The organism is Pseudomonas sp. 86_A, from assembly GCF_017491705.1.
Classification (GTDB): Bacteria; Pseudomonadota; Gammaproteobacteria; order Pseudomonadales; family Pseudomonadaceae; genus Aquipseudomonas; species Aquipseudomonas koreensis.
In genome coordinates this window covers 178,864-198,964 of sequence record NZ_JAFGYS010000006.1, presented here as the reverse complement: position 1 = coordinate 198,964, position 20,101 = coordinate 178,864, and the positions used below count along the sequence as shown (strand labels likewise).

22 protein-coding genes and 1 pseudogene are annotated in these 20,101 nt (G+C 59.0%); 13 read left to right on the top strand and 10 right to left on the bottom strand.

The features are described from left to right. Positions 1 to 121: 121 nt before the first annotated feature. Together J5M57_RS11375 and J5M57_RS11370 are read left to right on the top strand one after the other, a co-directional pair. On the top strand, positions 122 to 550 hold the full coding sequence (locus J5M57_RS11375; protein WP_347709557.1) for a hypothetical protein: 429 nt from the start codon (positions 122 to 124) through the stop codon (positions 548 to 550). A gap of 35 nt (positions 551 to 585) precedes the next feature. After that, the gene (locus J5M57_RS11370) at positions 586 to 990 is read left to right on the top strand and encodes a DUF3304 domain-containing protein (protein ID WP_207848499.1); all 405 of its coding nucleotides are present in this window, start codon (positions 586 to 588) and stop codon (positions 988 to 990) included. A 50-nt stretch (positions 991 to 1,040) separates the two neighbouring features. Here the strand turns inward: J5M57_RS11370 and J5M57_RS11365 are convergent, their stop codons facing one another. After that, the gene (locus J5M57_RS11365) at positions 1,041 to 1,337 is read right to left on the bottom strand and encodes a hypothetical protein (protein ID WP_169841628.1); all 297 of its coding nucleotides are present in this window, start codon (positions 1,335 to 1,337) and stop codon (positions 1,041 to 1,043) included. Positions 1,338 to 1,827: 490 nt separating this feature from the next. On the opposite strand from J5M57_RS11365, the gene J5M57_RS11360 reads away from it, so the two are divergent. Next, positions 1,828 to 2,097, top strand: coding sequence for a DUF2790 domain-containing protein (locus J5M57_RS11360; RefSeq protein ID WP_207848500.1), 270 nt, complete (start codon positions 1,828 to 1,830; stop codon positions 2,095 to 2,097). Positions 2,098 to 2,187: 90 nt separating this feature from the next. Continuing rightward, positions 2,188 to 2,586 (top strand): hypothetical protein, encoded by a 399-nt coding sequence (locus J5M57_RS11355; protein ID WP_207848501.1) that lies wholly within the window; start codon positions 2,188 to 2,190, stop codon positions 2,584 to 2,586. Here the strand turns inward: J5M57_RS11355 and J5M57_RS11350 are convergent. Further along, positions 2,583 to 2,852 (bottom strand): DUF1652 domain-containing protein, encoded by a 270-nt coding sequence (locus tag J5M57_RS11350; RefSeq protein ID WP_169841625.1) that lies wholly within the window; start codon positions 2,850 to 2,852, stop codon positions 2,583 to 2,585. The two genes, J5M57_RS11355 and J5M57_RS11350, sit on opposite strands and share 4 nt — an antisense overlap. Before the next feature lie 370 nt (positions 2,853 to 3,222). On the opposite strand from J5M57_RS11350, the gene eco reads away from it, so the two are divergent. Then, a complete protein-coding gene (gene eco, locus J5M57_RS11345; RefSeq protein WP_207848502.1) occupies positions 3,223 to 3,705 on the top strand; it encodes a serine protease inhibitor ecotin in 483 nt (160 codons plus the stop codon). Between the two features lie 21 nt (positions 3,706 to 3,726). Then, entirely contained in the window at positions 3,727 to 4,032 is a 306-nt protein-coding gene (locus J5M57_RS11340; RefSeq protein ID WP_064587658.1) for an NIPSNAP family protein, read from the top strand. Between the two features lie 22 nt (positions 4,033 to 4,054). Here J5M57_RS11340 and ilvA read toward each other — a convergent pair. After that, a pseudogene (gene ilvA / locus J5M57_RS11335) lies at positions 4,055 to 5,056 on the bottom strand (threonine ammonia-lyase, biosynthetic); the annotation flags it as partial. Positions 5,057 to 5,408: 352 nt separating this feature from the next. On the opposite strand from ilvA, the gene J5M57_RS11330 reads away from it, so the two are divergent. Beyond that, positions 5,409 to 5,744, top strand: coding sequence for a DUF2834 domain-containing protein (locus tag J5M57_RS11330; RefSeq protein WP_207848504.1), 336 nt, complete (start codon positions 5,409 to 5,411; stop codon positions 5,742 to 5,744). Positions 5,745 to 5,805: 61 nt separating this feature from the next. Here the strand turns inward: J5M57_RS11330 and J5M57_RS11325 are convergent, their stop codons facing one another. Both J5M57_RS11325 and J5M57_RS11320 read right to left on the bottom strand, forming a co-directional pair. Then, positions 5,806 to 6,729 carry a magnesium transporter CorA family protein gene (locus J5M57_RS11325; RefSeq protein WP_064587660.1) on the bottom strand — a complete coding sequence of 308 codons (924 nt, stop codon included), beginning with the start codon at positions 6,727 to 6,729 and terminating at the stop codon, positions 5,806 to 5,808. Between the two features lie 7 nt (positions 6,730 to 6,736). Continuing rightward, on the bottom strand, positions 6,737 to 8,311 hold the full coding sequence (locus tag J5M57_RS11320) for a RimK family protein (protein ID WP_064587661.1): 1,575 nt from the start codon (positions 8,309 to 8,311) through the stop codon (positions 6,737 to 6,739). A 92-nt stretch (positions 8,312 to 8,403) separates the two neighbouring features. Here J5M57_RS11320 and rimI point away from each other — a divergent pair, with 92 nt between their 5' ends. Continuing rightward, positions 8,404 to 9,522 carry a ribosomal protein S18-alanine N-acetyltransferase gene (gene rimI, locus J5M57_RS11315; RefSeq protein WP_064587662.1) on the top strand — a complete coding sequence of 373 codons (1,119 nt, stop codon included), beginning with the start codon at positions 8,404 to 8,406 and terminating at the stop codon, positions 9,520 to 9,522. Positions 9,523 to 9,653: 131 nt separating this feature from the next. On the opposite strand, the gene J5M57_RS11310 is transcribed toward rimI, so the two are convergent. Then, positions 9,654 to 10,799, bottom strand: a complete 1,146-nt coding sequence (locus J5M57_RS11310; protein WP_207848505.1) for a PQQ-dependent sugar dehydrogenase — start codon at positions 10,797 to 10,799, stop codon at positions 9,654 to 9,656. Between the two features lie 52 nt (positions 10,800 to 10,851). Then, on the bottom strand, positions 10,852 to 11,193 hold the full coding sequence (locus J5M57_RS11305) for a hypothetical protein (protein ID WP_207848506.1): 342 nt from the start codon (positions 11,191 to 11,193) through the stop codon (positions 10,852 to 10,854). Positions 11,194 to 11,381: 188 nt separating this feature from the next. Here J5M57_RS11305 and J5M57_RS11300 point away from each other — a divergent pair, with 188 nt between their 5' ends. Continuing rightward, complete coding sequence (locus J5M57_RS11300) at positions 11,382 to 12,254, top strand: Ku protein (protein ID WP_207848507.1); 873 nt, start codon at positions 11,382 to 11,384, stop codon at positions 12,252 to 12,254. A gap of 76 nt (positions 12,255 to 12,330) precedes the next feature. Here J5M57_RS11300 and lpxO read toward each other — a convergent pair whose 3' ends face one another. Beyond that, positions 12,331 to 13,230: a lipid A hydroxylase LpxO gene (gene lpxO, locus J5M57_RS11295; RefSeq protein ID WP_064590004.1), complete on the bottom strand. Its 900-nt coding sequence runs from the start codon at positions 13,228 to 13,230 to the stop codon at positions 12,331 to 12,333. A 391-nt stretch (positions 13,231 to 13,621) separates the two neighbouring features. On the opposite strand from lpxO, the gene J5M57_RS11290 reads away from it, so the two are divergent. Both J5M57_RS11290 and J5M57_RS11285 read left to right on the top strand, forming a co-directional pair. After that, positions 13,622 to 15,208: an ABC-F family ATPase gene (locus J5M57_RS11290; protein WP_207848508.1), complete on the top strand. Its 1,587-nt coding sequence runs from the start codon at positions 13,622 to 13,624 to the stop codon at positions 15,206 to 15,208. 285 nt (positions 15,209 to 15,493) lie between these two features. Next, entirely contained in the window at positions 15,494 to 16,681 is a 1,188-nt protein-coding gene (locus tag J5M57_RS11285) for an MFS transporter (protein WP_207848509.1), read from the top strand. Between the two features lie 134 nt (positions 16,682 to 16,815). On the opposite strand, the gene J5M57_RS11280 is transcribed toward J5M57_RS11285, so the two are convergent. After that, positions 16,816 to 17,853, bottom strand: coding sequence for a dienelactone hydrolase (locus J5M57_RS11280; protein ID WP_207848510.1), 1,038 nt, complete (start codon positions 17,851 to 17,853; stop codon positions 16,816 to 16,818). A gap of 238 nt (positions 17,854 to 18,091) precedes the next feature. Continuing rightward, positions 18,092 to 18,703, bottom strand: a complete 612-nt coding sequence (locus J5M57_RS11275; protein WP_064587669.1) for an FMN-dependent NADH-azoreductase — start codon at positions 18,701 to 18,703, stop codon at positions 18,092 to 18,094. 125 nt (positions 18,704 to 18,828) lie between these two features. On the opposite strand from J5M57_RS11275, the gene J5M57_RS11270 reads away from it, so the two are divergent. Both J5M57_RS11270 and J5M57_RS11265 read left to right on the top strand, forming a co-directional pair. Further along, a complete protein-coding gene (locus J5M57_RS11270) occupies positions 18,829 to 19,737 on the top strand; it encodes a LysR substrate-binding domain-containing protein (protein WP_064587670.1) in 909 nt (302 codons plus the stop codon). Further along, positions 19,734 to 20,093, top strand: coding sequence for an MmcQ/YjbR family DNA-binding protein (locus tag J5M57_RS11265; protein WP_207848511.1), 360 nt, complete (start codon positions 19,734 to 19,736; stop codon positions 20,091 to 20,093). The genes J5M57_RS11270 and J5M57_RS11265 overlap by 4 nt, the downstream gene beginning before the upstream one ends. The last annotated feature ends 8 nt before the right edge of the window (positions 20,094 to 20,101 follow it).

Below are 20,101 nucleotides of genomic sequence, written 5' to 3'. Positions count from 1 at the left end.
AGGCAGAGTTATAGCGGCCCTAACGCCAATCTCGCCGAATTCGGACTTCATTGATTTGATAGATGTTTCTGCACATACACGCCGACAGCGAAGCTGGCGACGAAAACGAATAACTCTGAGTGTGCTGGCTTTGCTGCTTTGCTATGCCATTCCGAAAATCCTTGCGCTCTTCCGCGAGCCAGCTGCAATGATGACTTCGGAAAACTACATGGAACGCCCGATTTTCAGCTTCTGGGTAAATGGTTTTTGGGGTGGTAACCTCTTCGCCAAAAGCGGGGGCGGAGTTATGTGCTGTGCCCAATTCAAAGATGACACCGCAAAGGTCACCTGGATACTGGACATTACGAGACAGCAGCAATTACAAGGTGTTATCGAGGGACATCATGAAATTGAGCTTGCGCTTCCAAAGCGTAAGCCTGGTGACCAGTACCTGCATGTACGCTTCGATCCGGGCAATCACGTTCGTCTTGGATGGAGTCCCGACCTTTACAGCCCATTTGAATCCCGACCGTCCAACAAGACGTCGCAAAGCATAGGGGGGCAGTGGTAGTGCTCGACTCTTCGAAGCTTCAGTATTTTCGTCATATGAAAATATTGCTCAGCGTGGCAGTGCTGATCGGTGCCTTCGTGACGTATCTCGTTAATAACCATATCCGCACGCCCGGCGCAGCCCTTACCTCTCACAATCACACAGACCGCCCTGTCGGAAGCTATTGGGTGAATGATCATTGGGGCGGTAACGGAGGGGTGACCTGTTGTTGGAGCATCAGCGGTGATTCCGCCAAAGTTGTTTGGATTTTGAGCCTGTCTAAAACTCAGGAAGAACAAGGAATGGAAATCGAAAGGCACGAAGCTCAAGTGCCTTTACCTTCGCGCAACCCAGGAGAAGACACGTTGCATGTCTATTTCTTCCCGAATAACCAAATTCAATTAGTGTGGGCATCCACGACGCTGGATCCCCGATATCGGACTACCGGAGCCGTGCGTTGAACACGGGCGAGTCTCACTCCCTACCCGTGTCTACGTCTGTCATTTGCGAATCAAACCGGCGCCTTCCAATCCAGCATCTGCTGCTGCGCCACCTGCAGCAAATCATTGCCGTCCTGCGCCAGCAGGTACAGCGCATGGGTGATGTGTGGAATGTCCTGAACATCGCCATGGCGGAAGCACACGCAATGCAGGGTTTCGAGCAGGTCGCTGCAGGCGCGAATTCGCTGGACGGCGGCTTCGAGGATGTCTTGGGGGTTGGCTTGGGTGTCGATGACCATTGGAGCGCTATCGGTGACGCCGCTGTTGAGCGGGTGATAGCGGTTTGGAAGTGGATTTAGTGTAGGCATATTGATTACTCAACTGTATTAGAGGGTAACCGCCAGCACCGTGACCAAACGATGGGAGGCGGCCGTGTACAGGCTTGGTCAACCGAGAACAGTTCAAACTCAGCTCGCCCGAAGGCGTCCTGCACACAGCCGCCACAGCAATGCACTTTACGAACATGAGTGTCCGTAGTGCAAATGATGGCACATATGCAATGAACTCTTCTCAGGTGACCAAACCCGAGCCGCTGATTTTGCAGCGACGACAAACCATACCCGCCCCACTCCAACCGCCGAAAGCAGACAAGGCATCTGCCCTTGTAGGAATCGGCCCCGCATCCCAGAGAAATCATCCCTCTGCCTGACAGCCGGCGTTCAGCCAGGTTAACCATCGCTTAACGCCGCAGTCCAAGACTGTACTGAACCGCACACCTCAGCCCTTGGCTGGCGCCGAGTGCGGCAGGTTCGGCCGCATTTCGCCGAACGCTCATTGCGTCGCACGGGAGTCCGATCCATGAACATTCGCACGCTGTTGCTCACCTCCGCCCTCGCCTGCACCGCGTTCGCCGGGCTGGCTCAGGCCAATGACACCACCGCTACCACCAAGCCTGTTCCCTACCAATACGGCATGCCGTTGCAGGTGAACAAAGTGATCTCCATGACCGAGCCACAGACTGCGCAGTGCAAGGTCATCACCGCTGACATGAAATACATCGACAATGCCGGTAAGCCCGAGGAAATCACCTATCGGAAAATGTCTGACGCCTGTAACTTCCAGAACTGACAGAAGGCTCTGATTTGCGGCTTTGCGGTAGGCGGTGAAGGGTTCGCGGGTTATGCTCGGGATCCGTTCTCACTGCCGCAAGGACTCGCCATGCAGTTGTCGTTTCGCACGTTGTCGATCATCACGTCTTTGTTGTGTTTTGTGCTGGCGCTGGTCTGGGGCTTTTTCCCGGAGGTGTTGCTGGCGATCTGGAGTATCGAGTATTCCAGTGCTGCCGGTTTTGTTGCGCGACGCAGTGCGGTGCTGTTTGTGGCGTTGGGTGTGATGTTTTATCTGGCGCGCAACGCGCCGCCGTCGCTGGGTCGCAATGCCCTGAGCAACGGGTTTATCGTCGGTTGTTTTGGTTTGGCGGTGCTGGGTTTTGGCGAATGGCTCAACGGCCATGCCGGCCCCGGGATTTTGCTCGCGGTGCTGGTCGAGTTCGCGCTGGGCCTCGGCTTTGTGCAGGCCCGGCGCGTGACGGTCGAACTGGGGGAAACGGTGAGTTAAACAACTCTGGATCGCAGACTGTATCGCGGCTGCGTCGTTTGCTGATTCAGGTCCGAGCGCAGTCCGGCGATCAAATCGTTGATCTCGCGGCTGCCATTCAAATGTCTGGCGTCGATGCCGCTGACGTGTAGATCGACCTGGTCAGTCTGGTTATCGCCGAACACCTTGACGGTCATCGACAGGTCCGGCGACAGCGTGCACTGGCAGCGTTTAGGCAGAAAACTGCTTTCAATGATATTGCGTAGTTCCAAGGCAGACAGAAACATGGTGAACCTCTCCTTATTGATGAAACTGCCAATCAACTCTTCACGTTGACCGCTTTTGCTGCCCCTGCACGGGTGTGCCCCCGCTGATTCCCTGGTGCGGCAAACGGTTGTACTGCGAAATGCCCATTGGAGTGTAGGCGCCCGAACGCGGTGCGCTGCACCAAACAGACGCATAAAGCGTGCCTTTCATCAGGTCGTTTTGCCCCTCATGAAATCAAGCACTTGGCGTGGTGGCCAGTAGTTGGCCAGTTGCAAAATGCAAGATCGCCCCGCTTGGGCACTGCAATTTGCAAGTCGGCACGGGTTTGCATTCGCCACTGATGACAGTAAGAATGCCCGTCGTTCACCCTACACCCGCCAGGAGGCTTTCATGGGTTCTTTACGCGCTCGCGCGACAATTGGTCTGCTCGTTGCCGGCCTGTCCACCCTCGCCCACGCGGCCAAGCTTGAAGACGTCGCGCCGTATCCCAAGGCTGAAAACGGTTTTACCCGCCAAGTCATTTATTTGCCCAAGCAGGATCAGGAGGAGAACTTTCAGGTTGAAGTACTCGCCGGCAAAACCCTGGAAGTCGACTGCAATCGCCAGCGGCTGGGCGGTGCTCTGGACGAGAAAAACCTCGAAGGCTGGGGCTATCCGTTCTACCGCCTGGAAAAAGTCATTGGCCCGATGAGCACCCTGATGGCTTGCCCCGGCAGCCAGAAGAAGCGCGCCTTTGTCCCGGTCGTCGGTGACGGCTTCATGCTGCGCTACAACAGCAAGCTGCCACTGGTGATTTACGCCCCCAAAGACGTCGAGGTGCGCTACCGCATCTGGTCTGCGTCGGACAAGGTCGGCACCGCCATCGCAGAATGACCTGAACAGGGAGCGTCAAACGTGATTACCTGCCATGTGCGTTACGTGATCGATCCGTACCAACTGAGCGAATTCGAGGCCTACGCCAAGGCCTGGCTGGGCATTGTCGAGCGATTGGGCGGCACTCATCACGGCTATTTCCTGCCCTCCGAAGGCGCGAGCAACATCGCTTATTGCCTGTTCAGTTTTCCTTCGCTGGCCGATTACGAAAGCTACCGGCACATCGCGCTGACCGACCCGGAAAGCACGGCGCTGGTGGAATCGCTGGTGCAGAAAAAATTCATCATCAGCTACGAGCGCAGTTTCCTGCGCCCTCTGTTGCCCTGAGCCTTCACGCCGGGACGCCGCATACGGCGGCGCGCTCGGCGACGTGGCGCAGGCTGTCGAAGTTGATGTTGGCGCCGGAGTCGATCGCGACGAAAGTCTGCTCGCGAACGCCGCTGTGCGCCACGTACTGTTTGATCCCGGCCACCGCCAATGCGCCGGAAGGTTCGGTGATCGAGCGGGTATCGTCGTAGATGTTTTTGATCGCGGCGCAGAGCTCGTCATTGCTGACGGTGACCACCTCGTCCACGCAAAACCGGCACACTTCGAACCCATAAGCGCCCATCTGCGCCACCGCCACGCCATCGGCAAACGTCCCGACACTGGGCAATACCACGCGCGCACCCGCTTGCAACGCCGCCTTCAGGCAGGCCGAGTGCTCCGATGCGACCCCGATGATCCGCACTTCCGGCCGCAGGTATTTGACGTAAGCGGCGACGCCGGCGATCAGGCCGCCACCGCCCACCGGAACGAAGATCGCATCCAGCGGCCCCTGATGCTGACGGAGGATTTCCATGGCCACCGTGCCCTGGCCGGCGATCACGTCAGGGTCATCGAAAGGCGAGACAAAGGTGCGTCCGGTTTGCTCGGCCAGTTGCAACGCATGGGCCAAGGCAAACGGAAAACTCTCGCCGTGCAGCAGCGCCTCGGCGCCACGACTGCGCACCCCAAGCACTTTAAGCTCAGGTGTGGTCGAGGGCATGACGATGGTCGCCGCGATCCCCAGTTCTCGCGCCGCCAGTGCCACACCTTGGGCATGATTGCCCGCCGAAGCGGTGATCACCCCGCGTGCTTTCTGCGCATCGCTCAGTTGAGCCAGCTTGTTGTAGGCACCACGGATCTTGAAGGAGAACGTCGGTTGCAGGTCTTCGCGCTTGAGCAGGATCCGATTGCCCAGCGCCTCGGACAGCGCCGGCGCCGACTGCAACGGCGTGCGCACGGCAATGTCGTAGACCGGCGCGGCCAGGATCTTTTTCACGTACTGCTCAAGCAGGGCTTGCTGGTCGGGGCTGTATTTCATCGTCATCTCCGGTCGATCTGTGTAGGAGCTGCCGAAGGCTGCGATCTCTTGATCTTGCTTTTTGATTTGAGCAAAACAAAGTCAAAAGATCGCAGCCTTCGGCAGCTCCTACAGGGGGCCATTGTGGTTAAAACCCCGGAGACAGAAAGTAAAAACCCGCCTCTAGGGCGGGTTGGGTGCTGCAGTCGTGAGCTAGCCCGCCAAATGAGGAATGGCGGTAATAATGCTTGGCAGGCAGCGCAATACGGTGGAAGTCATGGGTCTGAAATTAGCCCGGCGGCGGCCGGCGAGTCAATGGCTTATTTGAGGATGCCAAGGTAGGCTGGCGATTCTGCTCATCACCCCAAGGAAGGAATGCATGATGTCTGTCGCCCTGCCCCTCACTGCGTTGATTGCGTTTACCGGCTACACCGTGTCGGTGATGCTCCAGGCCGAACAGTCGTTGATCGACTTCGGCATCAGCCTGATGTCGCGTCCGGATACGGCGCAGGTGGTGATTGATCTTTATCTGCTGGCGACGCTGGCCGGGGTGTGGATGGTCAAGGATGCGCGGGCACGGGGGATGTCGGTCTGGTCGGTGGTGCCGTATCTGTTGCTGACGGCGGTGTTTGTGTCGGTTGGGCCGTTGTTGTATCTGGTGGTGCGTGGGGTTCGGGAGCGCAAGAAAGTCGCGACGGCCAACCCAGTGAGTTGATCCGGACCTTCGGGTGTAGCTGGAGCCTGCTCGCGATGGCGCCGGTACAGTCACCACTTTATCACTTGGCCAACCGCCGCAGCCCAAACAACATCCCCCCTGCCCCCAATAACATCACCAGCAGGAACACCGGGTAGGAAATCCACCACGGCGTGCCGGCCGTCATCATGCTGAACTCAGACATGCCGCCAATACTGGCAATCAGGTTCAACGGCAAAAACACCACGTTGATCAACGTCAGTTTGCGCAGCAGGTTGTTCATGCTGTTGTTCATCAGGTTGCCGCGCGCATCGATCAGCCCGGAAAACACTGTGGAGTAAATCTCCGCCTGCTTGTAGCACTGGTTGTTTTCGATGATCAGGTCGTCGATCAATCCGATCGCTTCGCTGCCGAAATGCTGTTTATCGGCATGATTGCGCAGCCGCGTCAGCACCGCGCCGTTGCTGTGCAAGGCGTTGATGTAATAGATCAGGCTTTCGCTGAGGTTGAACATCTGCACCAGATGCTGGTTCTGCATCGAGGCGTTGAACTTCTGTTGCAGCTCGCGGGCCACCAGTTTGATCACCTTCAGATGGCCGAGGTAGTGGTGAATGTTGTTGAACAGCAAATCGAGCAACACATCCAGCGGCGCATTCAGTGGCTGACGCGTGCCGATGCCGTGCAGCGGCGTGTCGTCGGTGGCGATCACCAGCAATTGGCCGGGGGCAAACAATAGGCCGCAGGACGACACTTCAAACGCCAGGCTGCCACCACCGGAGTAGTTTTCCGGGCGCTTCCAGATCAGAAACAAGTGGTCCGGGTGAAACTCGATTCGCGAGACTTCGTCCGGGTCCAGCGCCGAGGCCAGCGCGTGTTCGTCAACCTTGTAGTGACTCTGGAGCAAGTCGCGCTCGGCGGCATCCGGGTTGCTGAACAGCATCACCTCGGCGTCCAGCCGCTCGACCCGCTGCAACGCGCCGTGACTCAGTGCAAAACTGCTGATCATCGGCGCTTCACCAGGCCTGGCCGCGGCGTTTGAGCTCCAGCCGGCGCACGAACTCTTCCAGTACCAGTGAATACAGATCGTCCTGCAAATAGGCGTCTTCGATGCCCGCGTCGAGGTTCGGGTTGTCGTTGACTTCGATCACCACCACTTTGTCGCCAGCCTGTTTCAAATCTACGCCGTAGAGACCGTCGCCAATCAGGTTGGCGGTCTTCACCGCCAGTTCCACCACCGCCCGTGGCGCCTCGTGAACGGCCAGGGTGCGGCACTCGCCGTTGATGTCCTGGCCCTTGGCCTTGTGGTTGTAGATTTGCCAGTGGCCCTTGGACATGAAGTACTGGCAGGCAAAGATCGGTTTGCGGTTGAGCACGCCGATCCGCCAGTCGTACTCGGTGTAGAAGAACTCCTGAGCCAGCAGCAACACCGAGTGTTCGAACAGTTCGGCGGTGGCTTCAAGCAGCGCTTGCTGGCTTTCGACCTTGATCACCCCACGCGAGAAGCAGCCGTCGGGGATCTTCAGCACCAGCGGAAAGCCGAGGCGCTCGCCGACCCGCTCGAAATCTTCCGGTCGTTCCTTGTAGAGAATTTCGGTGGCGGGCATGCCCAGTTGATGGCTGTTGAGCAGGTCGGTCAGGTAGACCTTGTTGGTGCAGCGCAGGATCGACGTCGGATCGTCCATCACCACCAGCCCTTCGCTTTCCGCCTTCTTGGCGAAGCGATAGGTGTGGTTGTCGACACTGGTGGTCTCGCGAATCAGCAAGCCGTCGTACTCGGCCAAGCGCGCATAATCCTTGCGCTCGATCAGCTCGACATCAATGCCCATGCGTTTGCCGACCCGGACGAAATTCTCCAGTGCCTTGGCATTGGATGGCGGCAAGGCCTCCTGCGGATCGTGCAGGATCGCCAGGTCATAACGCGCCACTTGCGGCGAGCGCGGCACCCGCCAGACTTTACGGCTGAAACCGTCCAGCGCATTGGCGAATTGATCTTCCTGATCGTCACGCAACTTGTGCAGGGCACCGGACTTAATGCCTTCGATGTGCCAACCGTTATTACGACGGAACTCAACTAACAGAATCGGGCACGGAAACACTTCAAACAACTGACGGGCCAGATCCTGAAGGGGCTCGATATGCGTCTTGCCAAAGTAAAGTGTCAGAGTGAAGCCTTCGGTATCGCTGTAAAGGTGATGGCTGAGGGCTTTTTCCAAGGTTTTATCCAAGTCGTCCAAGGCCAGCCCGTACAATGATTTTTTCGTCAGTTCGCTGATGGTGCGCACCGATGGAATCACCTTGTGCCCGCGGGCTTCCGCCAGCAGCGAGCAGTAGTAACCGTGCCCCAGATACTTGTAACTGCGGCACAGGTTGATCACCTGCACACGCTTGCCCGGCTCGCTGTCGCGGGTTTGCTCCAGGTATTCCTGGGCCGTGACGATGTCCTCGCTGGGAAAGTACGAGGCCCAGTCCTCCTTGCGTTCGACGATGATCAACACTTGACTGGAAGTTCTGATGGCTGGATTTAAAAAAGTTGCCGCCGGCAAACTTTGCTCGGATACTTCGCGCCAATGACCCTGTACCGCTGACATAGAGATTGATCCGTTGGAGAACAAGACCATTTCTATTAAGCACGAAGTTTTTCGAAAGTCCCGTTTCGTTACGCAACTTTTACGGTGGTCATATGAATGCTGTTTTTCGTTTGGCGGTAGTTGAAGATCTGCCGGCACTGCTGGCCCTGGAAATGCAATGTTTCACCACCGACCGGCTGACCAGCCGCAGCTTTCAATGGATGATCACCCGCGCCCATGCGCAGTTGCTGGTGGCCGAACATGAGGGGCAATTGCTTGGCTACGCGCTGGTGCTGTTTCATCGCGGCACCTCGCTGGCGCGGCTGTATTCCATCGCCATTGCCGCCGAAGCGCGCGGCATCGGATTGGGCAAACAGTTGTTGCAACGCATCGAGGCTTGCGCGGTCGAGCACGATTGTGCGTACCTGCGCCTGGAAGTGCGCCTCGACAACCCCGCCGCGATTGCCTTGTACGAGCGCAACGGTTATCGGCGCTTTGCGTTGATTCACGACTACTACGAAGACCATGCCGACGCGCTGCGCCTGGAAAAACGCATTGTTCAACACCATGATTCACGCAGCATCAAGGTGCCCTATTACCCGCAAACCACTGAGTTCACCTGTGGTCCGGCGTGCCTGCTGATGGCCATGGGTGCGCTGCAACCCGGACGGTTGCTGGAGCGGCGCGAGGAACTGCAGCTTTGGCGCGAAGCGACCACGGTGTTCATGACCTCCGGCCACGGTGGTTGCAGCCCACAGGGATTGGCGCTGGCGGCATGGCGCCGGGGCTTTCGCGTGCGTCTGCAATTGAGTATGGCCGGGCCGTTGTTTCTCGATGGCGTGCGCGATGCGCATAAAAAAGACGTCATGCGCCTGGTGCACGAGGAGTTCACCGCGCAACTGGAGGAAACCGACATCGAACGCAAGATCGGCACACATCTGGATTTGCCGCGCCTGCTGGAGGCCGGCGGCCAGCCTCTGGTGCTGATCAGCAGCTATCGCCTGACCCGCTCCAAGTCGCCGCATTGGGTGATGGTCACCGACTGCGACGAGGATTTTGTGTACCTCCACGACCCTGACGTCGATCACAGCCAGCACCGGCAACCCATGGACTGCCAGCATGTGCCGGTCAGCCATGGCGAGTTTGAGAAAATGAGCCGGTTTGGCCGCGGGAAATTGCGTGCGGCGGTGGTTTTGTATGCCCGCGCTACGCCCACTATCGTTAGGCTCTAAAGGCTTTTTTTGTGGCGAGGGAGCTTGCTTCCGCATGAGTGCGTAGCGCTCACAAGATTTTGAGGCTGCTGCGCAACGCAACGCGAGCCAGCTTCCTCGCCACAGGACATCTGTGAAAATTTGAAGTGAGGTTACTTCAGGCCGACCTTGTATAACGAACCCTCTTCCTCATCCGTCAGCACATACAGATACCCGTCCGGCCCCTGCCGCACATCACGAATCCGCTGTTTCAGATCGCCCAGCAAACGTTCTTCGTGAACCACCTTGTCCCCGTCAAACTGCAAGCGGATCAGCTCCTGACTGACCAGTGCACCGATAAACAGGTTCTGCTGCCAAGGCTTGAAGCGATCAGCGTCATAGAACGCCATTCCGGAAACACCCGGTGACTTCTCCCACACATGATGCGGATCAACAGCGCCCTCGACACTCTTGCCCTTGGCTTCCGGGATCGGCTGCAGCGAGTAGTTGATACCGTGGGTCGCGAGCGGCCAACCGTAGTTCTTGCCGCGCTCGATGATGTTCACCTCATCGCCACCACGGGGGCCGTGTTCGTTCTCCCACACAGTGCCGTTCCACGGATTGAGCGCCGCGCCTTGCGGGTTGCGATGGCCATAGGACCAGATTTCCGGGCGCACGCCGGACTGGCCCACGAACGGGTTGTCATCCGGCACCTTGCCGTCGGGGAAAATCCGCACGACCTTGCCTTGCAGTTTGTCGAGATCCTGCGCGGTCGGCCGGTCGTTGTTTTCGCCCAAGGTGATGAACAGGTAGCCGTCGCGGTCGAACACCAGCCGGGAGCCGAAGTGATTGCCGGTCGAAAGCTTCGGCTCCTGACGGAAGATCACCTTGAAATCGCTGATTGTCTTCAAGTCGTCCGACAGCCGCCCGCGCCCCACCGCCGTTCCGGCCTTGTCCCCGGCGCCACCGCCTTCGGCGTACGACAGGTAGACCAGCCGATCCTGCTTGAAGGTCGGCGACAGCACCACGTCGAGCAGCCCGCCCTGCCCCTTGGCCCAGACTTTCGGCACACCACTGATCGGTTCCGAACGCTTGCCATCGACGCCAATCAGCCGCAGGTTGCCCGGGCGCTCGGTGACCAGCATGCCCTGGCGATCCGGTAGAAACGCCAATGCCCAGGGATGTTCCAGGCCTTGGGTGATCGTTGTGACTTCAAGGGTGCCCTGCTCGCTTTGCAGCTCTTTGGGGGCGGCGGCGAGCGCTGCAGTGCTGATCAGCGCGCCGGCGCACAGCGTGGCTAGAAGGGTTTTACGCAACATGCACGATTCCTTTTGTTCGTTTTAAAGGCTGACAGGCGCTCAGGCCTGCCGTTCAACGGTTGCTGTCTGCGTCTCGTGGCGGTGGGTTGGGAATGAATTTCGGCGGTGTGCTCGGCACCGAACGTTGCTGCTGGCCGTTGCCAATGCCGCCGTTGCCGACCGTGGGTGAACGTTGCACCGGTGCCGTGTTCGGCCCGGGAATCGCCGGTGCATTGGGCTGCGTGCCTTGCATGCTGTTGGGGTTGGCCCGGCGAATCGGACTGTTGTAGGGGTTGTTGTTGGTGCCAGCGGGACTTTGTGCCAGCAGCAGCGGAGCGGACGGTGCTGCGATGTCAGCATGCGCCAGACCGGCCCCTAGGAGCAGAATGATGATGCCTGACGGAATTCGCTTCATGGGCGGCCTCTCGATGCACAGGGGATAGAGCCTTCGAGTCCACGCTACGCCGCGGGTTCGGATTTGTTAACCCATGGCCGTTAAACAACATGTAACACGGCTTGACCAGATCCCTTGAGAGCCGCGCAATCACTGGAAACTTTCGCCCCGCGCCGCAGGTCACCTGATCATCACTTGGAGAACTGACCATGGCTCGGGCAATCTGGAAAGGCGCGATCAGCTTCGGACTGGTACACATCCCCGTCGCGCTGGTGTCGGCAACGTCCTCGCACGGCGTGGACTTTGACTGGCTCGACAGCCGCAGCATGGATCCGGTGGGCTATAAACGGGTAAACAAGGTCACGGGCAAGGAAGTCACCAAAGAGCACATCGTCAAAGGTGTGGCCTATGAGAAGGGTCGCTACGTGGTGCTCAGCGAGGAGGAAATTCGCTCGGCGCATCCGGTCTCGACCCAGACCATCGACATCTTTTCCTTCGTCGATGCCGAGCAGATCCCGCTGCAGAACATCGACACGCCCTATTACCTCGCCCCGGACAAACGCGGCGGCAAGGTCTACGCCCTGCTGCGGGAAACATTGAGCAAAACCAACAAGGTCGCCCTCGCCCGCGTCGTCCTGCACACTCGCCAATACCTGGCGGCGCTGATGCCACTGGAGTCGGCGCTGGTGCTGGTCAAACTGCGCTGGCCGCAGGAAGTACGCGGCCTCGATGAGCTGGAACTGGGCAGCGAAGTGACCAAACCCCAACTGGCCAAGGGCGAACTGGACATGGCCAAGCGCCTGGTACAGGACATGAGCGGCGACTGGAGCCCCGAGGACTACAAGGACGAATTTGAAGACAAGATCATGGCCCTGGTCGAGAAAAAGGCTCATGAAGGCAAGATCGAGGATGTTGAAACCGTGGGTGGCGAAGAGGAACGCAAAACTGCGGATGTTATCGATTTGACCGAGTTGCTCAAACGCAGCCTGGGTGGCAAAGCGCCGGCCAAGCCCAAGGCAAAAGCCAAGCCTGCCAGTAAGGCTGCGCCGGCGAGGAAGACCAAAAAGGCTTCTGGGGAATAGTCAGAACCGGTTCCTGTCAGCAAGCTGACAGGTTGGATTTGAGAGACTCATCAGCAGCAAAGGCGAATTGCGGCGTTCAGATCAGAATGAAGATCGCCAGCAAACCGCCGAAGATCGCCCACTTTTCCAGGTAATAACGCGCGCGATTACGCTTTTTCAGTTCTTTACCACGCAGGCGAACCTTGTAGATCCTGGTAAACAGGCGGTTGATCCCACCGGTGCGGTCGCCCGCATCGTTCGGTGCACCCGCCGCCGACATCACGGTGCGGCTGAACCAGGCGTTGAACGCCGCCGCCCAGCGATATTTCATCGGGCGCTCGATGTCGCAGAACAGAATGATGCGGTTTTTGTCGGTGGTGTTTTCGGCGTAGTGGATGTAGGTCTCATCGAACATCACCGCTTCTCCGTCACGCCAGTGGTAGCTTTCACCGTCGACATTGATGTAGCAACCCGCATCGTTCGGCGTGTCCAGCCCCAAGTGGTAGCGATAGGAACCGGCATACGGATCACGGTGACGGACCAGTTTCGAACCCGGCGGCAGCTCGGCGAACATCGCGGCCTTGATCGAGCCGATGCTCTGCACCAGTTCGGTGGTGCGCGGGCACAGTTTCATCGCCGACGGATGGCTCTCGCCGTACCACTTGAGGTAGAAACGTTTCCAGCCACTTTTGAAGAACGAGTTGAAACCGACGTCATCGTACTGATTCGAGCGCTTGATCTCGCCAGCGCGCAGCAGGTCCTGCCCTTCCTGACGGATTTCTTCCCAGTGCGCCTGCAACGGGCTCAAGTCGGGAAATTCGGCAGGATCAAGATACGGCTTGTTCGGCTTCTTCGAGAACAGGTAGAGGAAGCAGTTGATCGGGGCCAGAAACGTCGAGTGATCGCTCAGTTGACGGCCCAGTTTGTGACGCACACGCCCACGCAAGTGAACGTATGCAATCGAAATGACATAAATAGCGGCAATGATGAGTTTCACGGAAATCGTCACACGTCAAAAGTGAACAAACTGCGCGCCTGCCGGCCGGTGGCCCAGGGTCTGATGCAGTGGCATGAATACAAATACTATCCCGGTGGCACTTCCTTGAGCCCATGCCGTTGGCGGCTATTGGATAATCGGATGGCATTTTAGCCATACTTTGTAACCAATGGTGAACCGCATCTGTGAAAAACTGTCCGCTGAATCCGCCAATCAGCAGGCGCGGCATCATCGCCCTATCGTTTAAAGAGCCAGACCAGTACAATCGCCGCCAAACTTTACGCGCCCCCCTTGGTTGATGACGGGACTGTCCCGCATCAGCGCACTTCTACTCGGGCCCAGCGCTCCGGCCGCACCCTCGCTATTTAAGAATGCTTCGCAGGAAAAACTCTTGATTTCTACAGCTAACATCACGATGCAGTTCGGCGCCAAGCCGCTCTTCGAAAACGTTTCGGTCAAATTCAACGGCGGCAACCGTTACGGTCTGATCGGCGCCAACGGTTGCGGCAAGTCGACCTTCATGAAAATCCTCGGCGGCGATCTTGATCCGTCCGGCGGTCAGGTCATGCTCGAGCCGAATGTACGCCTGGGTAAGCTGCGTCAGGATCAGTTCGCCTACGAAGAATTCACCGTGATCGACACCGTGATCATGGGTCACGAAGAGCTGTGGAAGGTCAAGGCCGAGCGCGATCGCATCTACTCGCTGGCGGAAATGAGCGAAGAAGACGGCATGGCCGTGGCCGAGCTGGAAACCGAGTTCGCCGAAATGGACGGCTACACCGCCGAATCCCGTGCGGGCGAGCTGTTGTTGGGTCTGGGCATTCCGCTGGAACAGCATTTCGGCCCGATGAGCGAAGTTTCGCCAGGCTGGAAACTGCGCGTATTGCTGGCTCAGGCGCTGTTCTCCGATCCGGAAGTGCTGTTGCTCGACGAACCGACCAACCACCTGGACATCAACACCATTCGCTGGCTGGAAAACATCCTGACCCAGCGTAACAGCCTGATGATCATCATCTCTCACGACCGTCACTTCCTGAACAGCGTGTGCACGCACATGGCTGACCTGGATTACGGCGAGCTGCGCCTGTTCCCGGGCAACTACGATGAGTACATGACCGTGGCGACCCAGTCCCGCGAGCAGCTGCTGTCGGACAACGCCAAGAAGAAAGCGCAGATTTCCGAGCTGCAATCGTTCGTCAGCCGCTTCTCGGCCAACGCCTCGAAAGCCAAGCAGGCCACTTCCCGCGCCAAGGCGATCGACAAGATCCAGCTGGCCGAGGTCAAGCCTTCCAGCCGTGTCAGCCCGTTCATCCGCTTCGAGCAGAACAAAAAGCTGCACCGCCAGGCGGTCATGGTCGAAAAAATGGCCAAAGGCTTCGACGGCAAGCCACTGTTCAAGGACTTCAGCTTCCAGATTGAAGCTGGCGAGCGCGTAGCGATCATCGGCCCGAACGGTATCGGCAAAACCACCCTGCTGCGCACCCTGGTCAACGAACTGACTCCGGATGCCGGTAGCGTCAAGTGGACCGACGCCGCGGAACTGGGCTACTACGCGCAGGACCACGCGCACGACTTCGAAGACGATGTCACCCTGTTCGACTGGATGGGTCAGTGGACCCAGGGCGAGCAGATGATTCGCGGGACTTTGGGGCGCATGCTGTTCTCCAACGATGAGATCCTCAAGTCGGTCAAAGTGATTTCCGGTGGTGAGCAGGGTCGCATGCTGTTCGGCAAGCTGATCCTGCAAAAGCCGAACGTGCTGATCATGGACGAACCGACCAACCACTTGGACATGGAATCGATCGAGGCGCTGAACCTGGCGCTGGAAAACTACCCGGGCACGCTGATCTTCGTCAGCCACGACCGTGAGTTCGTATCGTCCCTGGCCACGCGCATCATCGAGCTGAGCCCGAATGGCGTGACTGACTTCAGCGGCACTTACGATGACTACCTGCGTAGTCAGGGCGTGGTGTTCTAAGAGCAGCGTCAAGTGCTGAGTTGCTAGCTGCAAGATAAAAAGCCCTGTCCTTGTGACGGGGCTTTTTGCATTCCAGAGCCAGTAGCTATAAGGGTACCGACACCATCGCGAGCAGGCTCACTCCTACAGGGGGACGCATTTCAACTGTAGGAGTGAGCCTGCTCGCGATGAGGCCATCCGCACCACATCACTCCCGGACCAGGAAAAATAGTTAGCCTGCTTCCTTTTATATCAGCGCCACGCCATGATGCCGACTCTCCTACCGCCGCCCGCGAACGAGTCCTCATGTCTGCGCAGCAACTGCCCCCGCAAAGCTCCATGGCGATCACCCTGCAGATCGTCTCCATCGTGTTCTACACCTTCGTCGCTTTCCTGTGCATCGGCCTGCCGATTGCGGTGCTGCCCGGTTATGTCCATGAACAGCTGGGTTTCAGCGCCGTTATTGCGGGCCTGGTGATCGGCTCGCAGTACCTGGCCACCCTGCTCAGCCGGCCAATGGCCGGGCGCATGTCCGACACCATCGGCACCAAACGCGCGATTGTTTATGGTTTGTCAGGAATTGTGCTCAGCGGGTTGCTGACCCTGATCTCGACGTTGCTGCAGGACTTCCCGCTGCCCAGCCTGCTGATTCTGATCGTCGGACGGCTGTTGCTCGGCATCGCACAGGGCTTGATCGGGGTCGGCACCATCAGCTGGTGCATGGGCCAGCTCGGCACCGAGCACACCGCAAGGTCGATCGGCTGGAACGGCATCGCCTCCTACGGCGCGATTGCGATTGGCGCGCCGCTGGGTGTGGTCATGGTCGCCGATTACGGTTTTATCAGCCTGGGCATCGCCCTGTCGGTACTGGCGGCGGGCGCCCTGGTGTTGATCCGCAATAAACCCTCGGTGCCGGTGGTACGCGGCGAACGGCTGCCTTTTTGGGCGGTGTTCGGACGCATTGCACCGTTTGGCGCCAGTTTGAGCCTGGCGTCCATCGGTTACGGCACGCTGACCACGTTCATCACCCTCTATTACCTTAACCGGGGCTGGAGTGGCGCGGCGTATTGCCTGACAGTCTTCGGCGCGTGTTTCATCCTGTCGCGGCTGCTGTTCATTTCGGCCATCAGCCGTTTTGGCGGATTCAATTCGGCGATTGCCTGCATGAGCATCGAAATCGTCGGGCTGGTGATGCTGTGGCTGGCGCCTTCCACCGTGTTCGCGTTGATCGGCGCAGGGCTGGCCGGCGTCGGCTTGTCGCTGGTGTATCCGGCGCTGGGGGTTGAGGCGATCAAACAGGTGCCCAATTCCAGCCGGGGTTCGGGGCTGGGGGCGTATGCGGTGTTTTTCGATCTGGCGCTGGCGATTGCCGGGCCGCTAATGGGCGCGGTGGCGCTGAACCTGGGGTATTCGTGGATTTTCTTCAGCGCCGCGATGCTGTCGGTGACCGGGCTGGGATTGACTTTGCTGCTCAGGCGCCGCGCCAAGACCTAAGGTCTGGCGAAATACTTTGTAGGAGTGAGCCTGCTCGCGATAGCGGAGGGTCAGTCGACATCTCCTTCACTGACACTCCGCTATCGCGAGCAGGCTCACTCCTACATTGGATCAGCGGTGTTTGTGGAATCGGGTTATTGATCCGCGGTCTGCATTCCCGCCCGGCTCGGCCGGCCCAGCGTGCGCGAGAAGAACTGTCCGGCTTCGGAGATCAGGTTGCGGTGGATGTCTTCGCGGTCCACGCCGTCGGCGTCCGTGCACAGCGCCGGCATGGCGCGGATCTGCTCTTCGTTGCACGGCGCCATGAACACGAAGTGCCCTGCCCCGGCGAGCAATTTGAAGTCCGGCGCGGTCGGCAGTTTGCGCGCCAGGGCCGCGGCGTTCTTGTCGAAGGCCACCAGTTTGTCGCCGTCGCCGCTGTACAGCAGCACCGGCACATGCACGTCGGCCAGGGTGTGACGACCAAACTTCAGGCTCAGCGGCGCCATCAACAGCAGCGCATGCACACGCGGATCGGCGACCGGCTGCAAGTCATCGCGATCGACGATCAATTCGCCCTGAGTGTTGCAGGCATCGCGGTCGTCCGGGCGCTCCTGGCAGTAACGGCGCAGGCGATCCAGATCCGGCTGGGCGCCGGAGAGAATCAACGCAGTCTCGCCACCGGCCGAATAACCAATCACCCCCACCTGATCGGCGTTGACGAACGGCGAAAGCATCGAGTCGCCGAGGGTGGCGGTGATCGCTTCGGAAATCTGGATCGGCCGCCCGTACAGATTGCTCAGCGTGCCAAGTCGGCTGTGGTCTTTGGAGTTGTCGCCGGGATGAATCACCGCGACCACGACAAAACCCTTGCGGGCCAGCGAGGTGGCGAGGTCATGCAGGGCGATGGGCGTGCCGGTGTTGCCGTGGGACAACATCAGCATCGGAAAGCGGCCGATGGCGACCTTGGTGTCTTCGCCGGCCTCGACCTTGTAGCCTTCAAGCAGGCTGGTGTGCTCGCGGTCGCTGGAAGGATAGAAAGCGATGGCGCGCATCGGTTGCAGGTCCAGCGGATCGAGGAATGTCATTTCGTGGTAACCGACACTCCACACGGGGTGTCGCCCGGGCGCGGCATGCACTGAACCGAGGCTGCCAAGCAGGCAAATCAGTAACGTTGCACAAAGACGCATCATGGGATGGCCCACCCTGTGTTACTCAATCGAAAGATCCTTTGTGTTCCGACACGCCCGAAACCCTGAGGTTCGGTAATCCGGCGCGGCGTTGCACTCAGACGTTGATCGTTTGACTGCATAACCCGGGCCAGATTATGCAACAGTCAGAAACAAAAAACTCCGCATCTGGCCCTTGCAGAACCAGAATACAGAGTTTTTTGAGGCGCTACCTGAACCGCAGCTGGTCTTTACGCAATGCTTACGCAGCGGCGAACAATTGCTCGCTGATCTTCGCCTGAGCAGCGCTCATCGCGTTGTTGCGTACTTCTTCACCGTAGGCCAGACCTTCGGCACGGACGATTTCGATGTCGGTGATGCCGAGGAAGCCCAGTACCAGCTTCAGATATTCTTCGTGAGCGATGCCGCTCGCCTGACCAGCATGAATGCCGCCGGAGGTGGAAACGATCACGACTTTCTTGCCACCGCACAGGCCTTCAGGACCCGCTTCGGTGTAACGGAAGGTCTGGCCGGCAACGGCGACACGGTCGATCCAGGCCTTGAGCTGGGTCGGCACGGTGAAGTTGTACATCGGCGCGGCGATCACGATGGCGTCGGCAGCGATGAACTCGGCCAGGGTCGAGGCGCTCAGCTCGGCTTCGTGCTGTTGCGCAGCGTCGCGCAGTTCAGCGGTGGTGCCGGCGGCCACCAGGGTGGTCGACGAGAAGTGGCTGATGGCGTCGGCGGCCAGGTCGCGGTAGGTCACCACGGCGGTAGGCTCGGCGGCTTGCCAGGCTTTGACGACTTGACTGCTCAACTGACGGGAAGCCGAGTTGTCGCCCAGAATGCTCGAATCGATGTGCAGCAGTTTCATGTGGAATCTCCTGGAAAGAATCGCCGGTGGCGACGGAATGGAGACAATCCTACGGAAGAAACCAATAGCTGATTAGCCGCCGACAATGCGATAGTTCGTCCCACTGATAGAACGGTGGATTTTTCATGCAGGATCTCAACGATCTCTACTATTTCGCAAAGGTGGTTGAGGCCGGTGGTTTCGCGGCGGCCGGGCGTTTGCTGGGCATCCCCAAGTCGCGACTGTCGCGACGTATTGCCGAACTCGAAGAACGTCTCGGCGCCCGCCTGCTGCAACGCACCACCCGCCAGTTGAACCTGACCGCCGTCGGCGAGCGTTATTTGCGCCATTGCCAAGCCATGTTGCTCGAAGCGGAAATGGCCGATGAAGCCGTCGCCAGCATGTCCAGCGAGCCCAAAGGACGCCTGCGTGTGTCGTGTCCCACCGGGCTGGCCCGGGAAATGCTGCCGTGGGTGATCAGTGAATTCCTTGGCAAGTTCCCCCAGGTACAACTGGAGGTGGTGCTGCTCAATCGACGCGTTGACCTGGTCGCCGAAGGCTTCGACGTCGCCCTGCGCGTGCGTGAACTGGGCGATGAAGATCCGCTGCTGGTCACCCGTCGTCTGCGCCAGGCACAAATGGTCGTGGTGGCCAGCCCGGCCTTTGTCCAGGGCAAGACAATCCGCCACCCGCAAGACCTGAAGTCGCTGCCGGTGCTCGGCGCGCTGGAAGCGGACCGCATGGTCCACGTGCGTTTGCTCGATCAACAGGGCAACAGCGTCGAATTGAACATGGAAGCGCGGCTGGGCATCGATGATTTCATCGTACGCAAGGCCTGCGTGCTGGCCGGCCAGGGCTTTACCCTGCTGCCGATGATGTATTGCGAGGCCGACCTTGAGAGCGGCGCGCTGGTGCAACTGCTGCCCGAGTGGTCGTTGCCTGCCGGCTGGTTGCAGGCGGTGTATCCGCATCGGCGCGGGGTAATGCCGGCGGTGCGGGCGTGGATCGATCACTTGGTCGAATCGTTCAATGCGTGTGGGGAGCGACTGTTATGACAAAAGGAAAGATGAACGAAGCGGATGTTGCCGCCTTCTGCCTCGCCTTGCCGGGCGCGCGGGAGGATTACAAATGGGGCGGCGTGCGGGTGTTCTCGATTGCCGGCAACAAGATGTTCGCCTTGCAGGGGCTGCGCGGGGATTCCCTGGCATTCAAGGTCGACAAGGATCTGTTTCTCGGCCATTGCGACCGCCCGGGCATTCACCCGGCGCCTTATCTGGCGCGGGCGCAGTGGATCATCATGCACCCGCCCTACCCGCTGGGCGCGGAAGAATTGCGCGGGTTGCTGACGCGCTCGCATCAGTTGGTGGTGAGCAAGTTGCCGAAGAAAAACCGAATCGGATTACTGCTCTAAACCCGATC

Coding starts and splice junctions, on each gene's coding strand:
- J5M57_RS11280 (WP_207848510.1), bottom strand. CDS start 17,853: ATGATGCGTCTTTGTGCAACGTTACTGATTTGCCTGCTTGGCAGCCTC.
- J5M57_RS11360 (WP_207848500.1), top strand. CDS start 1,828: ATGAACATTCGCACGCTGTTGCTCACCTCCGCCCTCGCCTGCACCGCG.
- J5M57_RS11275 (WP_064587669.1), bottom strand. CDS start 18,703: ATGAAACTGCTGCACATCGATTCGAGCATTCTGGGCGACAACTCGGCT.
- J5M57_RS11330 (WP_207848504.1), top strand. CDS start 5,409: ATGATGTCTGTCGCCCTGCCCCTCACTGCGTTGATTGCGTTTACCGGC.
- J5M57_RS11355 (WP_207848501.1), top strand. CDS start 2,188: ATGCAGTTGTCGTTTCGCACGTTGTCGATCATCACGTCTTTGTTGTGT.
- J5M57_RS11265 (WP_207848511.1), top strand. CDS start 19,734: ATGACAAAAGGAAAGATGAACGAAGCGGATGTTGCCGCCTTCTGCCTC.
- J5M57_RS11270 (WP_064587670.1), top strand. CDS start 18,829: ATGCAGGATCTCAACGATCTCTACTATTTCGCAAAGGTGGTTGAGGCC.
- J5M57_RS11310 (WP_207848505.1), bottom strand. CDS start 10,799: ATGTTGCGTAAAACCCTTCTAGCCACGCTGTGCGCCGGCGCGCTGATC.
- rimI (WP_064587662.1), top strand. CDS start 8,404: ATGAATGCTGTTTTTCGTTTGGCGGTAGTTGAAGATCTGCCGGCACTG.
- J5M57_RS11305 (WP_207848506.1), bottom strand. CDS start 11,193: ATGAAGCGAATTCCGTCAGGCATCATCATTCTGCTCCTAGGGGCCGGT.
- J5M57_RS11350 (WP_169841625.1), bottom strand. CDS start 2,852: ATGTTTCTGTCTGCCTTGGAACTACGCAATATCATTGAAAGCAGTTTT.
- J5M57_RS11300 (WP_207848507.1), top strand. CDS start 11,382: ATGGCTCGGGCAATCTGGAAAGGCGCGATCAGCTTCGGACTGGTACAC.
- eco (WP_207848502.1), top strand. CDS start 3,223: ATGGGTTCTTTACGCGCTCGCGCGACAATTGGTCTGCTCGTTGCCGGC.
- J5M57_RS11365 (WP_169841628.1), bottom strand. CDS start 1,337: ATGCCTACACTAAATCCACTTCCAAACCGCTATCACCCGCTCAACAGC.
- J5M57_RS11325 (WP_064587660.1), bottom strand. CDS start 6,729: ATGATCAGCAGTTTTGCACTGAGTCACGGCGCGTTGCAGCGGGTCGAG.
- J5M57_RS11285 (WP_207848509.1), top strand. CDS start 15,494: ATGTCTGCGCAGCAACTGCCCCCGCAAAGCTCCATGGCGATCACCCTG.
- J5M57_RS11370 (WP_207848499.1), top strand. CDS start 586: ATGAAAATATTGCTCAGCGTGGCAGTGCTGATCGGTGCCTTCGTGACG.
- J5M57_RS11320 (WP_064587661.1), bottom strand. CDS start 8,311: ATGTCAGCGGTACAGGGTCATTGGCGCGAAGTATCCGAGCAAAGTTTG.